This window comes from Paenibacillus amylolyticus, assembly GCF_051136285.1.
Taxonomy (GTDB): Bacteria; Bacillota; Bacilli; order Paenibacillales; family Paenibacillaceae; genus Paenibacillus; species Paenibacillus amylolyticus_F.
In genome coordinates this window covers 6379155-6393846 of record NZ_CP194938.1, presented here as the reverse complement: position 1 = coordinate 6393846, position 14692 = coordinate 6379155, and the positions used below count along the sequence as shown (strand labels likewise).

Sequence of the window (14692 nt, the reverse complement as noted above, 5' to 3'; positions counted from 1 at the left end):
CGAACCCGCTGGGGCTCGCCGATCTTGCTTTATTTATTCAGCAAAATATGCAGTATTTAACTAAGAACCATGCATGTATAACTTATTTGAATTTGCTGAGTTTGTCACCAAACAGTTCGCCAAGTGTAGTGCTCATACCTTGGTTGTTCATGGAAACGTTTGGATTATTGATTTCTTCACGTGGAGCGTTGTTTCTTGCTGGACGCTCTGATTTTTGTGGTTGTGCAGGAGCTTCTTCTGTTTCTTTGATGCTCAAGCTTACACGTTGCTCAGCAGGGTTCATGTCCAAGATTTTCACTTGTACTTCTTGCCCTTCTTTCAGTACTTCATGCGGAGTACCGATATGTTTGTGGGAGATTTGTGAAATGTGTACAAGTCCCTCAACACCAGGAGCGATTTCAACAAATGCACCGAAATCAACCAAACGTTTTACAACACCTGTTACGATGTCACTTGTGTTGAATTGGTCACCGGCTGTTTCCCAAGGACCTGGTTGAACAGCTTTCATGCTCAGGCTGATTTTGCCTTTTTCAGGGTCAACTTTCAGCACTTTAACATTTACTTTGTCGCCTTCAGACAGAACATCGGATGGTTTTTCAACGTGAGTCCAAGCCAGCTCGGATACGTGTACCAAACCGTCAACTCCGCCTACATCAACGAAAGCACCGAATTGAGTCAAACGTTGAACTGTACCTTCGATCACTTGACCTTCTTGCAAACCAGCCATAACTTGGATTTTGTTTGCTTCGAATTCTTGCTCCAGAACGTCTTTTTGGGAAAGGATCACTTTGTTGTTCTCACGATCGATCTCTTTCACTTTAACGCGCAGTGTGCGCCCTTTGTAGTCACTGAAGTCTTCAACGAAATGACGCTCAACCATGGAAGCCGGGATAAATCCACGAACGCCCACGTCTGCAACCAGACCGCCTTTAACAACATCGCCTACAACAACTTCGAATACGTCTTGGTCTTCAAAATGCTTTTGCAATTGCTCCCAAGCGTTCTCACTGTCAATGGCACGTTTGGACAAAACGAGCTTTTCTTTCTCGTCGTCGATGCTAAGTACTTTAGCTTCAACTTCTTGTCCAACTTCTACTGCATCAGACGCGCTGTCTACGTGGAGCGAAGACAGTTCACGAACTGGAATAACACCGTCATATTTATATCCAATGCTTACATAAGCTTGGTTATCTTCCAATTTGACGATGGTACCTTTTACAGTATCTCCTTTTTTCAAGGAAACGAATTGATCCAACTCATCTTGGGTTGCTTCTTGATTTTTCATTTCTTCCGACATGTCAAATACCCTCCTCAATTCAAAAACCCCATTATATTCAAACCTGCCTTAGCAGAGTTCAAAACACTTTCATGCGAATGCACTTCACTAGTTTTCCTCAAAAAAATGGAAACATGCACTCCCTGCAGACTGCCTTATTTACTAGGCATTCCTGTTTTCACCATTTCATTAATTTTGGACATAATTTTCTCGGTCGCTCTTTCCAAAGCATCTCCGGAAGTATCTTCCTTGAACTCGTCCAAATTAACCGGTGCGCCGTAAATTACTTTCATCTTACGAAACGGCGTGTAGTTGCCGATAATAGCAGTAGGAACAACAGTAGCACCACTGCGGAGAGCAAAACTCGCTGCTCCCTTTTTACCAATTCCCCCATCATTGTGACGGCTTCCCGCCGGGAAAATACCAAGTACTTCACCACCACGCAAAATATTGAGTGAAGTTTTGATGGATTCTTTGCTGACGCCTCCGCGTTTCACCGGGAAGGCACCTACAGCTTTGATGATTGGGCCTAATACCGGAACATCAAACAGTTCGCTTTTAGCCATGAATCTCACTTGACGGCGAATTTTGATGCCAACGGTTGGCGGATCAAAGTTACTAATATGATTGGAGCATAAAAGTACGCCGCCGTCTTTCGGGATGTTTTCCCGTCCAACTGCCTCCAGACGAAAAAGAATGGTATAAATGATCCGCAGTAATGTTTTGCAAAAGGTATAAATCATAGACTGCTCTCTCCTCTGACCATTGTGCAATAAGATACGATTTTGTCAACCACTTCATGGATATTCATCTTCGTTGTATCCAGGACAATGGCGTCCTCTGCACAACGCAGTGGGGAAACTTCCCGGTTCTCATCCAATTTGTCGCGGGTGGCAATATCTCGCTCCAGTTGCTCCAACGTCAGCCCTTCGGATGGTTCCAGTTCTTTGAAGCGGCGAAGCGCACGCTCCTGCACACTGGCAGTCATGAAGATTTTCACTTCCGCATCGGGCAATACAGTTGTTCCGATATCGCGCCCATCCATTACGACGCCCTTGCGCAAAGCCATTTGCCGCTGAGTATCCACTAATTGCGTACGCAGCCCCTCGATTTGCGCATATCGAGACACGATTCCCGTTACTTCACGGGAGCGGATTTCCGAGGTGACATCCTCCCCATTACATAACACTTTCTGTCCACCCTGATCCGGTTGTAAATCAATAACCAAATCTTGGGCTTCCTGAAGTACCTGAGTCATATCATCCGGAGATATACCTTTCCGAAGCATATGCCAAGATACTGCACGGTACATCGCGCCTGTGTCAACGTAAATGTATCCGAGTTCCTCTGCAACCAATCGGGCCACCGTGCTTTTTCCGGCACCAGCAGGTCCGTCAATTGCAACGTTCATCTTCCCGTTTTCTGATGTGTTCTGGCTAGCCAACGGGGCATTCCTCCTCAAACGATAAACCTCAATAAAAAAACAGGCATGGCCTGCATCGTGAAAATTATACCACACTCTACACATGGATGCAAAAACAGACAAATCAGCCAATGTGCTCTTTGGTGTTGGTTTGCATATGAATCGGTGTCCCCTCAAGCCGATCAATTGTTGTCATTATTTTCTTCAAATCAGGTACCAGAAGTAACAACTGGCAGAGGATAACGAGGATCAGGAGCACCCCAATGAATAGCAGCGCTCTCTGTTCTAACCGTTTAGAAAACATAAAGTAATTGTGTTCAAATCCCCGTGCATCCGAACGTTTATCCATAGCAACATTCTCCGTTTTTGCCTTACGTTGCCCAGTATAGAATCGATTTATGCTTATACACGCTTATTTCATACGATAATCCAGTTGCCGCTCAAAACAAAATTTGATCACTTTCTGACGTTCCGAATCTGTAATCTGCGAAAACTTCAGCATGCCCAGCTCACGACCTGATTCCAGTTCCTTAATACGCACCACCTCAGCCTCAAATTGCACATGATCAATGGCGCCATTGCGATAAGGAACGAGCAGCCAGCATTTCAGCTTTTGTTCTTCTTCCACTTTTAAATCAGGCTCAATGTAAATGGACAATCCACCGCCTCCAATATCTTCAGTCAGCACAACTGCACGTGTCATGTCTTCACATTGAAATGCCAATTCGAGACTGGCATGAACACGAAGGAAACTGCGGCGCTGAATTTTGGAAATCTCGTCGGGAAGCGGTTTTCGAATGCGAACCAGACGAACGACATCTTCCTCAAAACCTGTCACATAGGTGTTAAAGTAATGCCGTACACCACTCTCGTTGATATAGGATATGGACAATTCTTCTCCGAAAAAAAGTCTTTTCAAGCGACTGTTTCCCTGCTGCATCGGAACTTCAATCAGAAAACTACTTTCATCCGTATCTGCGATACGCGATTTGTATTCTTTATGTTCCTCTTTTTCGTCAGCCGATGCGATTTGGATATACAATACTTCGTTTATTTTAGGAAACAATCGGTTCACCGCCACTTATGTATTTATCTTCGTATTTTACAGGACTATTATACCATGACCTTTCTCACATGGAATAAGAAAAAACAGACCATTACCATGGTCTGTTTTCACATCTTTTTTTCTGAGTATACACGCGTTGTTATGTCGCTTCTAAGAAGTTGCATTAACCGGTTTGATCTCCTCAACGGCTTCTTCCATTCCTGTATTCGCATTAATGTAGATCCGGTAACGCGAGCCATTAATTCGTCCACCGAATTCATAACAAAGCACTTCTTTACTGTAGTCATTCTCAATCAAGGATTTGCGCACATAATTTTCCTTGAAATCGGAATTAAGTTTTTCACGCGCCTGCTCGGCCGTAAGTTTTGCTTTTGGAATCTGACGTTTGTCGTTATGCTCATACACGTAGTCGCTTGCCTGAAAGCCAGTAACTTCACCCGTATCGAGACCTACACGCACAGACATTTTTTCGGGGTATATCAATGTGTCTCCTTGCTTTCGCACATACGTAAGGTTTGCCAAATTACCGAACTCATCGTAATTGACAGCTTTCATATCCTTATATCCCTTATTTACAAGAAACTGATCCGCCTGTTTCATCGCCTCTTGGCGGGAGACTTTTTTGGCTCCAACCGTTCGAGTGTCACTGTACGAGATAAGCTTTCCGCCATTGCGTGTAAAATCCATCATCAGCTTTCCGTTTCTGGCATGTTGAACGGTCGCTGTATATGACTCCCAGTCTGTCCCTTTGCCATTCTCCTGAATCTGAATCTTGCCGCTCTCCACATCTGAAAATTTGGCAGCCTTCTCTTGAATCTGCTCTTTGGTTACAGGTAACCCGCTAAGCTTCTTCACGGAACGTTTGGTAAACATATTGGAGACAGAAGGGCCCCAATCCAGTTCAGGATACTCCTGAACCTTTTTATTTACCATTCGGAAGCCATCCACGATGGAGTTATCATTGGTTTGATCCTGAGTCGCCATAACGGTTTCAGCATCCATCCAGCGCAGACGATCGGACAATACTTTCTGCTGCACTTCCTTCAGACTACTCTTGATCTCTGAAGAATTTTGATACAGCGTCTTCAGATTACCCATTTCCTTTTTACTGAGCGGCTCGTTTGTCAAGTCACGCATGGATGCCTGGTACGCAAATTTTGAGATCCGTGAAAGGAACTCCTCCGTCTCATTGAATGGAAGCATACCCAGCGGCAGCTGATTGATTTCATTCTGCGCTTCGCTAGTAAGCCTCCATACATTCATTAACCCTTTGCGATGCATGCCTTGTGAGCTTGAATGAACAGCCAACGTGTTCCCAATCTCCGAATGTAATTTATCCATATGGAATGAGAGGTCATGAAACGCACGTTGGTATTGGTTCTCCGCCTTAATCAATATCGCATTCTTCTCCTGATTCTCCTGATAACCCCACACAAGTGCGCCGACCAGGAGAACTGCAAATATCGGAAACATGACTGAACTTAATCGTTTATACACGGTAGATTCTCCTTTCTTCTAACCACTGCCTTTATTGTGGATCGAAGAAAGACCTCTTATGCATGCGATTTCCAGTTGGAACGAAATTTGCCTTTAACTAATAAGCCTCAGCTTATATTCTGCCAGAGGTGCAAGGCATTATCTAATTTAACAGATAGCCCGTGGCCATACCTTCTTCCTCAATGTCAAATTGGTCCTTGTTATCACACAGACACTGTTTAAAGCCCGTATCAATGCGCCCTCGTTCTTTCCTGCCTCTCAACGTAAACCGTTCACCACATTGCTTGCATCTAATTTTTATTTTGATTCTTGTCATCTTACATCCCCGTTTCATATCGTCGTTCCCCGGGTATCTGTAACACACAAAAAAACACACCGGGGTCTGCGTTTAACACGCTTCATGTCCACCAGTGTGTCCGTATTTTTTATAATTTAATCTCTTCCTCTCGTTTCACGAAACGGAAGGGCGAACGGTTGTTAGCCCGTGTAATTTTGCCTATTGCTCCATACCACAGACCCGCCATCAGAGGCGCGATGAACCATAACCAGTGATTCACCATCATATTCATAATGACATCGTACAATGCATGCCAGAAAAATGGAAGTATCAGAGACAAGCTGAGATACCACCGCTTTTTCTTAGTATCATCAATAAACTTGGCCTTACCCATGTAATACCCCATAATAACAGCAAACATCGCATGGCCTGATACGGGCAGAAGGGCCCTTAGAAACATTCCTGATACGGAGGCATTGCCTGCAAAAGCATATAGCACATTTTCCACCGTTGCGAAGCCCAATGATACAGCTACGGAATATAATATCCCATCATAAGGCTCATCAAATTCGGTGTGATTATAAATAATGTGATAGATCACAAACCACTTAACAAACTCCTCAACCCCGCCCGAGATCAAGATAGATTCAAGAAGAGGGTTCTCTCCAAACCACAGCATCATACCTCGTTGAATAATCATCACGGGCAGAACAATCAGAAAACCCATAAGAAATACTCTTAAAACGATGTGAAGCGGTTCATAATCGTAGCGGTCTTTAAGATAAAAGTATGTTAACAAGGCGAGACCCGGAGCAACTGCTGCAGCTAGTAGCGAAAACAAAAGCACCGAAATTCCCTCCTCTGACTAGTGAAACGAATATTACAGAAGTTTACTCTTGACGTTTGAAGTGGGTGCAGATGACATCAATCGCTTGTTCCGGAATAACTACCTTTCCATACTCTTCCATGACTGCTGGTGTAACCGAAGAACCTTCCCCAAACTCGGCGAGCAAGGCAATCAATGCTGCATGTTTGGTGGAGTCCACATCATCCGGTTCAAAATGTAAGAACCATTTATTTTTGTAAGAATACAGTTTCCCCGCATCCGTAACATGTTGACGTAACATATGGGCGGCTTCAATCAGCACCTCAAAATCCTTAAATGCGTATACGATGGAGTCACTTTGCTCCAGTGTAACTTCCATTTCATATACTTCTTCAGGAAGATCATCTTCATGACCTGAACCATATTGTTGCGGATCATATTTTCCACGAGTAACAATGACAACCATCCCTTGAGCGGGAAGTGCGAATACTTCAACAGCCAGCGGACCTGTAGCATCAAAGCCAAGTTCAGAATAAGCCTGGTCCATCATTTCAGTGAACAGTTCATGTACCTTCGGTAACTCCTGCCACATATCTTCTTTTTGTATTCCGCGCTCGCTCAGATCGTCAAAGGTCAGGAAAATCCGTATCTTATCGTGACTTAGTCGTTCTATTTTCATACAGGATCTCCCCTTTATAAGCAAGTCTTATAACAGATTATGAAGCACAAAACAATATGTGCTGAAAATAAATCTATGTAGTTATGTTATCATTTTATACCTGTAAATGCACGAAGTAAAATCAACAAAAAAAAGAATCAATCCACATCAAATCAAGACTGTGGATGATTCTTAATGGATGATGAGGGTTATAAACCCGGTACCGTTGTATTTGTTTGACTCAAAATTTGCTCCACTTCATGTTTAACATCCGGGTTGGTCCGAATAAAATCTTTAAGCATGTTCATATTTTCTTCTTTTTCTCGTGGAGAGATCGTTCTACCGGCTTTCGCTGCCGTCTTATGGGGTTCTACATGATGATCCGGTTTGTTGCTGAAGCTATCCATACCCGGAAATGTCATCTCCATCATTTTATGTTTGGCCTGGTCAACCATGTTTCGGGACGAACCTGAAGACAACATAGGCATTCTGCCCTTAGCTAACCAAGAACTGGCTGCAACGCCAACGACAATACCCCAGAAAAAGGATGACGCCTTCATTACACCAACCTCCTTTAAGTGTTAAAATCAAAAGTAGTGTTTGCTGTAGAAGACAATCTCATTCCGTATAAATACAGGAAAGTGAGTTGAAAAAATATTGAAACATGCCATTTCATTGTTGCTCATCGTAAGTATGTCGCTGTCTGCGTGCAGTTCGCAGAACCAATCTTCACCTGAGCTTGAGGTTAGCAAAGAAGAAACTGCTGTAATCCATTCTGAGGAAAAGAACGAATCAAACGTAAGTACCGAGCCCCAGGTCGATCATGCTGAGACGGATACATTAAATCATCCGCTGGAGGAAACGAATACAGAAAAAGCTGGTTCACAGCATATTACTCCCTCCACAGATGAAACTCCAAGAGAAGTACTCGTTAAGAAAACATATCATATGAATTCGAATTATGTTATTAAACCCAATGATGAGTCCAGCCCTGCTAAAGTTGTCTTGTTAACTTTTGACGATGGGCCAAAGGACAAAAAAATGATCACATCACTTATCGATACATTGGATAAACATCATGCCAAAGCGATATTTTTCCTTAATGGTAACCGAGTGAAACGTCAACCTGAATTGTTGAAAGTGATTCATGAACGCGGACAGATTATCGGGAACCACGCTTGGGACCATGAGGATTTGAAGAAAATGTCAAGTTCAGAAGCCAAGAAACAGGTCACTGACGTTCAACAGATTGTGAAAGATACCATTGGAGAGGAACCTCGGTTTTTCAGACCACCTTTTGGTTCCGGGAATGATGCACTGAAAGATACAGTCAAAGAACAAGGCATGTTGTATATGACATGGTCCAACGGCTCGCTGGACTGGGATAAGACCACCAAAAACAAACCGGATAAAGTCATCCACAATGTTCTGGATCAGCTCCATCCTGGAAGTAATATTTTAATGCATGAATTACCTTGGACAGTCGAGGCTCTGGATGGGTTGTTAACAAAACTTGAGAACAAGGGTTATTCTTTTGTTGATCCTCGTGCAATCGAGCTGCAGACCCAATAAAAAGCCAAATAAATAACTGGCTCAGGCGATAACTGTTATACGATAAAAAAAGGGGCTGTCTCATAAGTCATAAAAAGACTCGGGATAGCCCCAGTTTTCAAATTTACACAACAAAAAGAAGCCTTTCCTTGGTAAAATGGAAGTGTCGAGCAACCACTTTAAGGAGGGCTTCTTTTGTACATTCAATATACCATGGATCAACTGTTCTTGCCAATGGATTTGGAGACAGATATCCCCGAAAATCATCTTGTGCGTGTCGTGAATGACGCAGTTAACCGCCTGAGCGACTCCATTTTCAACACCGCATATCCTGGTGGTGGCCGCCACAGCTATCATCCCAAAATGCTCACTAAAATCATCATCTACGCCTACACCCAGCGCATCTATTCTTCCCGGCAAATCGCCAAGGCAGTTCGCGAAAATATCATGTTCATGTGGCTCGCCGCACGCCAAAAACCAGATTTCCGTACCATCAATCGCTTTCGTTCCGAGCGGATGAAAGCAGTGCTCGAAACCGTGTTTGCCCATGTGCTGGAGCTGTTGGTTCAGGAGCAATACGTATCCTTGGATCACTATTTTTTAGACGGAACCAAGCTCGAAGCGAATGCGAATCGCTATACCTTTGTGTGGAAAAAAGCCGTCGTCAAGCACCAGGCCAAGCTGCAAGAAAAAGTACCTACCTTGTTTCAAGCCATCGAAGAGGCAGAAAACGAAGAGGATGCCGTCCATACCGGGGCCGACCTGCCTGAACTTGGTGAAACCTCGGCGCTCACGGCGGAAAAGCTGGAGCAAGCCGTGAAGCACTTAGAAGAAAAACTCAGCGAAAAACCCAAGGACAAAACCCTCAAAAAAGCGGTGCGCCAGTTGCGGAAGGACTTGCTGCCCCGGTTGCAAAAATATGAGCATCAGCTTCAAACTGTTGGCGAGCGAAACAGCTACAGCAAAACCGACTCGGATGCGACGTTTATGCGAATGAAAGAAGATCACATGCGAAATGGTCAATTGAAGCCTGGATACAATGTACAGATCGGAACAGAAAATCAGTTTGTTTTAGGCTACAGCGTCCACCAGCGGCCTACGGATACCAAATGTCTGAAGCCCCATCTGGATCATCTGGAAAAAATGCTAGGCTAGAAACCCAAGACCGTCATTGCCGATGCGGGGTATGGTAGTGAGGAAAATTACAGTTATCTGGAGGAAAAAAACATTCAGGGTATCGTGAAGTACGGGACATACCATAAGGAAAAAACAAGGACTTTTCAGCGAGCTATGGGTAAAGTAGACAACTGGAGTTACAACGAAACGTCAGATACGTGGACCTGTGCGGCTGGACAAACATTACATTTTCGCGTGGAACGTCAGACAGTGACAGAGAGCGGCTACCCGATTCGCACCCGTCATTACCTGAGCGAAGATTGTAGCCAGTGCCCCATGAAATCGATATGCACCAGGGCCCAAGGAGATCGGGAAATTGCCATAAGCCTGACCTACCTGCGGCAAAAAAACGAGATGCGAGAACGCCTGCGCAGCGAGGAAGGATATCGTCTTTCCGTTCGGCGCATGATCGAGCCTGAAAGTGTGTTTGGACAAATGAAAAACAATCGGGGATTCCGAAGATTCCTGCTTCGCGGCTTGCAAAAAGTAAGCCTGGAGGTCGGGTGGCTTTGCCTTGCCCATAATCTGCTCAAAAAAGCGACAATGGCGGAAAAACGTAAACGAGACCAAGCAGGATGAACCTCTGCTTGGTCTCGTTTGGACGTATCGATGTTCCTTCTCTTCACCGATGTTCTTTTTTAAAGGCTTTTGAGACAGCCCCTTTTTGCTGTAGAAACACGAAGTGTGATGAGATGTATCTCTGCGGGACAACATAACCTGAGCGGAAGATGGTTTGTACCAAACCCCCGACTTACAAGTAATTTGCCATCTCGAAAATCATCATGACTACGTTTCAAGGAGAACCAGCCGCTCCGTACGGCACGATAAGCCTTACTCAGTAATATTGGCCCCAACAATGGCAAGACCAGTTGTCCTCCATGAGTATGACCGCTTAGTACAAGGTCAACATTGAGTTCTAATCGCAGTGCTTCCAAAGGATCGTGAACCAATACGATTGTAGAACAGCTACCCTCAGCATTCTGAAGCAATAACTCTCCCTGTTTAGACCGGTAATCTAAACCAACCAACCGGATCTGTTCCATTCCCTTTTGCAAATATACAGCTTTGTCTTGAAGGAGCAGCACGTTGGAATCTTTCAACAGCTCAGACAAAGAAGTGATGCCGGCCTTTTTGTCATGATTTCCATAAACAGCAAAGGTCGGAGCCAGACTCGACAAAAGTCTCATATTATGTCTGACAATTGACCAGGAAATCCCCTCTTCAGCAAAATCGCCCCCGATGAATACCCAATCCACTCTTCCCCTCAACTTCTCTATATCTGTTGTCTTGAGCAAGCGTTCATGTGTATCTGACAAATAAACAATCGTTGCTCCATCGAATGAAGCCGGAAGATGTGAAAGTTCCACTTCATCCTCTGTTATTACAGTGGTGTGAGCCTCACGCCACATATGCAGGAAAAGCATCATGGCTCCCGCTAACATGACAAGACCTGCAGTAGCTAGCATTACCACGGTAATGGAAGGAATGTGTTTAGCGGAGGAGCTCCTTTTATCCCCCACCACACCAGACCAACCGTTAACATGAAGAAAATAAAAATGAGCGAGTTAACAAATCTTTTGCTCAATCGCAAACGCCGCGAAGGATACAATTCGGTTCGAGTGGGTAAAGAACTAGCCTCCGAAACTGAACTTTCCTTTTGATTTGCCGTTTTTTTGGAGCGACTTGGCGCTCGCTGCGGTAATACCGGACTTTCCAGTGAGGCAGCATTAGAATGCCGTTGTGACCGCGGTAACGAAACGGAAGTAATTGGCGGAATTCCTACTGTTTCGGCAGTTGCTGCCGTTTCAACAACCAGACTGGTTTGAGAAAGTGTGCGCCGCTCTCTTTTCTCTTTATTGTCCGAGTTTCGATGACGCTGGCTGCCGTATGTTTTCATCCTACTTAATGGCTGACTCATGATCCCCTCCGAAAACGTATCGCTAATCCGGATACCAGGTCAATAATAAAATGACACAGAATAGGTGCCCATAACGTACCAGACTGTAAATAGATATATCCCAAGCCATAGCTCGACACAAACACCCATCCTGTTGGAATCCAGTGGCGAAGATAACGAATGTGAATAACTGCAAATAAAATACTCGTCCAATATGGACCGATCGCATGTTGTATCGCGCCGCGGAACAAGAGTTCCTCACATACAGCTACCAAGGCAGCTATGCATACAATGTGCCAGATCGGGCGTCCGCGAAACAGTAGCTCGTTAATCCCCCCATCATCCATGCTTTCCTGAGGAATCACATGGGACAGTACCAAATCCATGATAAGCATAATAGCAGCAAGCCCCAGACCCCACCATAAAAATTGAAGATGATCAGGCAAAGCCAGAACCTCAAATAAATCCCTTTTCTGCAGCAGAATCCATACGATCCCTATGATCAAAGTTAACCCCTGAGTGAAGTATAAATTGATCAACAACAACCGTTCAGTTAATTGCTGCGGTTCTGCCTTCTTAATTTTAAACTTCGGAAATTTCTTTTTTTTCATTGCATGCGTCTGTCCTCTTGAGTTATTTGATAAGAATAAATATTTCATTGAACAATCCCATAGTATACTAAATGATAGCCAAAAAACCAATCTGGTTCAAGACCTGTCCCAAGTCCCGGGTGATTACCCCGAAACGTTACTTCATTAATGCGGTGAATTTCCTTTCATGAAACAGCTTATTTAAGCGGTTTAATCTATATACAGATTCATTTTAAAGCAGAATAAATACACGTTGGGTGTGCGTTGGCACGTTCAGATTAAAACATTTAAGCCTATTGACATGCTCATGTAAGCCATGATACATTATGAAAAAATTAGTCACGTAAAACACGATGATGGAAAAAAGACGTTGCTTTGTCTTTCAGAGAGCCGATGGTTGGTGGGAATCGGTGGCGGGCAGATGATCTTGAGCGCTCCTGAGTTATTGCATTGAAATTGGAGTAGGTGCAATCGGTTTAGACCCGTTATCCTCTTCGGTCTTCATTGACCGCTAAGACTGTCGTTGCGAAACGGCGGTGAATTAGGGTGGTACCACGACAACTCTCGTCCCTTATTGCGCAAGCAGTATGTGGATTGAGAGTTTTTTGATTATTTTCGATAAAAGAATCCTGTGGAACCATCCTTTTTGTTCACCCTACCCCTCTGCTACGACACCGCGTTGTTGGAGGGAAGAATCATTGGTTTTAAGGAACGTCTCTAGTCGGAGACCAGACCTTGACGATTATAGATATACAAACCTAAGGAGGAAGAAACCATGTACAAAGTGTTAGTATCGGATCCAATCAGTGATCTGGGAATTCAGCAGTTGGTGGATGCAAGTGATGTCGTTGTCGAGAAGAAAACCGGACTTAGTGAAGATGAACTTGTTGCCATTATCGGTGATTATGATGCTCTCCTCGTTCGTAGCCAGACCCGTGTTACTGAACGTATTATGACCGCTGGCACCAATCTTAAAGTGATTGGACGCGCAGGAGTTGGTGTGGATAATATTGAGCTGGAACCTGCTACACAACGCGGAATTATTGTAATTAATGCTCCTGACGGCAATACAATTACGACGTGTGAGCACACCTTTGCCATGATGATGGCACTCGCACGACACATTCCGCAGGCATATGCAAAAACCATTCAAGGTACATGGGATCGGAAAACCTTCCTTGGTGTGGAACTAAGAAATAAAACTCTCGGTGTACTTGGTATGGGAAGAATCGGCAGCGAGGTTGCTAAACGTGCCAAAGCATTCGGAATGGATATACTCGCTTATGACCCGTTCCTCACTGAGGAGCGTGCTGAGAAACTTCAAGTGAAGCTGGCTAGTGTTGATGATATTATCCGGAATGCGGACTTTATGACTGTTCACACTCCACTTACTCCAGAAACACGCCATATGATTTCCCGTCCTCAATTTGAAGTGATGAAAAAAGGCATGCGCATTATTAACTGTGCACGCGGCGGTGTAGTTGACGAGATGGCGCTTGTCGAAGCGATTGATGAAGGAATTGTTGCTGGCGCTGCATTCGACGTATTTGAAAGTGAGCCACCTGCAGCCGATCATCCATTCCTGAATCACCCAAGCATTATTGTTACGCCTCACTTAGGTGCATCAACTGTAGAAGCTCAGGAAAATGTAGCTATTGACGTATCTGAACAGGTTCTTCACATTCTTCGCAATGAACCGTTCAAAAATGCAGTAAATATGCCAGCTGTCGCACCAACAGTTATGAATAAACTGCAGCCATACTTTAAACTGGGTGAAACGCTGGGAAGTTTTGCAGCACAAATCACTCAAAATGCAGTACAAGAGATTCGCATTGATTATGCAGGTGATCTGTCGGAAGTGGATACATCACCACTGACTCGTTACATTGTAAAAGGGATTCTGGCTAGACATTTGGGCGGAGAAGCCAATATCGTCAATTCCATGCACCTGGCTAAAATTCGCGATCTGAATGTAGTTGTAAGCCAAACCTCGGCTACAAAAGGATTCACAAACCTGATTACCGTAACACTCGTAACAACTCAAGATGCTGAAGAACGCCGCGTGGCAGGTACACTTCTCGCAGGATACGGTGAGCGGATTGTTCGTCTTGACAAATTCCCGGTAGATATCGCGCCGGAAAGTCACCAAATTTTGATCTCACACAACGATAAACCGGGTATCATTGGACGTGTAGGTACTTTGCTTGGTCAAAATGATGTAAACATTGCATCGATGCAGGTTGGTCGTAAAATTATTGGTGGTGCTGCGATCATGATTCTGACTGTTGATAAAGAAGTTCCAAAAGATGTACTGGTTCAGCTCACAGCACTACCTGAACTGAATACAGCTGTAGAAATTGTGCTAGGTTAATACGAAGGATTTATTAAATGTTACAAAAAAGAGACGGGAACGACAATGCTCCCGTCTTTTTTACGTTCTGTGGAATTAAGGATT

At 44.2% G+C, this 14692-nt stretch carries 14 protein-coding genes, 1 pseudogene and 1 other annotated feature; of the genes and pseudogenes, 3 read left to right on the top strand and 12 right to left on the bottom strand.

Annotated features, from left to right (window positions below; translation table 11 throughout):
• Nucleotides 1-82: 82 nt before the first annotated feature.
• The 9 genes from rpsA to ACR8BL_RS27830 all read right to left on the bottom strand — a co-directional run bounded on the left by rpsA (nt 83) and on the right by ACR8BL_RS27830 (nt 7583).
• Nucleotides 83-1297, bottom strand: a complete 1215-nt coding sequence (gene rpsA / locus ACR8BL_RS27870) for a 30S ribosomal protein S1 (protein WP_434750535.1) — start codon at nt 1295-1297, stop codon at nt 83-85.
• Between the two features lie 134 nt (nt 1298-1431).
• Complete coding sequence (locus ACR8BL_RS27865; protein WP_434750534.1) at nt 1432-2019, bottom strand: lysophospholipid acyltransferase family protein; 588 nt, start codon at nt 2017-2019, stop codon at nt 1432-1434.
• Nucleotides 2016-2720, bottom strand: coding sequence for a (d)CMP kinase (gene cmk, locus ACR8BL_RS27860; protein ID WP_434750533.1), 705 nt, complete (start codon nt 2718-2720; stop codon nt 2016-2018). The genes ACR8BL_RS27865 and cmk overlap by 4 nt, the downstream gene beginning before the upstream one ends.
• Nucleotides 2721-2823: 103 nt before the next feature.
• On the bottom strand, nt 2824-3048 hold the full coding sequence (locus ACR8BL_RS27855; RefSeq protein ID WP_434750532.1) for a hypothetical protein: 225 nt from the start codon (nt 3046-3048) through the stop codon (nt 2824-2826).
• Between the two features lie 63 nt (nt 3049-3111).
• Complete coding sequence (locus ACR8BL_RS27850; protein WP_434756499.1) at nt 3112-3765, bottom strand: flagellar brake protein; 654 nt, start codon at nt 3763-3765, stop codon at nt 3112-3114.
• A gap of 150 nt (nt 3766-3915) precedes the next feature.
• Nucleotides 3916-5262, bottom strand: a complete 1347-nt coding sequence (gene ypeB, locus ACR8BL_RS27845) for a germination protein YpeB (protein WP_434750531.1) — start codon at nt 5260-5262, stop codon at nt 3916-3918.
• A gap of 425 nt (nt 5263-5687) precedes the next feature.
• Entirely contained in the window at nt 5688-6386 is a 699-nt protein-coding gene (prsW, locus tag ACR8BL_RS27840; RefSeq protein ID WP_434750530.1) for a glutamic-type intramembrane protease PrsW, read from the bottom strand.
• A gap of 43 nt (nt 6387-6429) precedes the next feature.
• A complete protein-coding gene (locus tag ACR8BL_RS27835; protein ID WP_434750529.1) occupies nt 6430-7044 on the bottom strand; it encodes a genetic competence negative regulator in 615 nt (204 codons plus the stop codon).
• A 188-nt stretch (nt 7045-7232) separates the two neighbouring features.
• On the bottom strand, nt 7233-7583 hold the full coding sequence (locus ACR8BL_RS27830) for a hypothetical protein (RefSeq protein WP_434750528.1): 351 nt from the start codon (nt 7581-7583) through the stop codon (nt 7233-7235).
• 94 nt (nt 7584-7677) lie between these two features.
• Here ACR8BL_RS27830 and ACR8BL_RS27825 point away from each other — a divergent pair, with 94 nt between their 5' ends.
• Nucleotides 7678-8595 carry a polysaccharide deacetylase family protein gene (locus tag ACR8BL_RS27825; RefSeq protein WP_434758363.1) on the top strand — a complete coding sequence of 306 codons (918 nt, stop codon included), beginning with the start codon at nt 7678-7680 and terminating at the stop codon, nt 8593-8595.
• A 174-nt stretch (nt 8596-8769) separates the two neighbouring features.
• Nucleotides 8770-10329 (top strand): annotated as a pseudogene (locus tag ACR8BL_RS27820) (IS1182 family transposase).
• A 59-nt stretch (nt 10330-10388) separates the two neighbouring features.
• Here ACR8BL_RS27820 and ACR8BL_RS27815 read toward each other — a convergent pair.
• The 3 genes from ACR8BL_RS27815 to ACR8BL_RS27805 are packed head-to-tail and all read right to left on the bottom strand — an operon-like array spanning nt 10389 to nt 12258.
• Nucleotides 10389-11216: a metallophosphoesterase gene (locus ACR8BL_RS27815; protein ID WP_434752949.1), complete on the bottom strand. Its 828-nt coding sequence runs from the start codon at nt 11214-11216 to the stop codon at nt 10389-10391.
• Nucleotides 11216-11668, bottom strand: coding sequence for a hypothetical protein (locus ACR8BL_RS27810; protein ID WP_434750527.1), 453 nt, complete (start codon nt 11666-11668; stop codon nt 11216-11218). The genes ACR8BL_RS27815 and ACR8BL_RS27810 overlap by 1 nt, the downstream gene beginning before the upstream one ends.
• Nucleotides 11665-12258, bottom strand: coding sequence for a CPBP family glutamic-type intramembrane protease (locus ACR8BL_RS27805; RefSeq protein WP_434750526.1), 594 nt, complete (start codon nt 12256-12258; stop codon nt 11665-11667). The genes ACR8BL_RS27810 and ACR8BL_RS27805 overlap by 4 nt, the downstream gene beginning before the upstream one ends.
• A 323-nt stretch (nt 12259-12581) precedes the next feature.
• Nucleotides 12582-12812, top strand: a binding site (T-box leader).
• Between the two features lie 200 nt (nt 12813-13012).
• Here ACR8BL_RS27805 and serA point away from each other — a divergent pair.
• On the top strand, nt 13013-14608 hold the full coding sequence (gene serA / locus ACR8BL_RS27800; RefSeq protein ID WP_434750525.1) for a phosphoglycerate dehydrogenase: 1596 nt from the start codon (nt 13013-13015) through the stop codon (nt 14606-14608).
• Nucleotides 14609-14692: the final 84 nt, after the last annotated feature.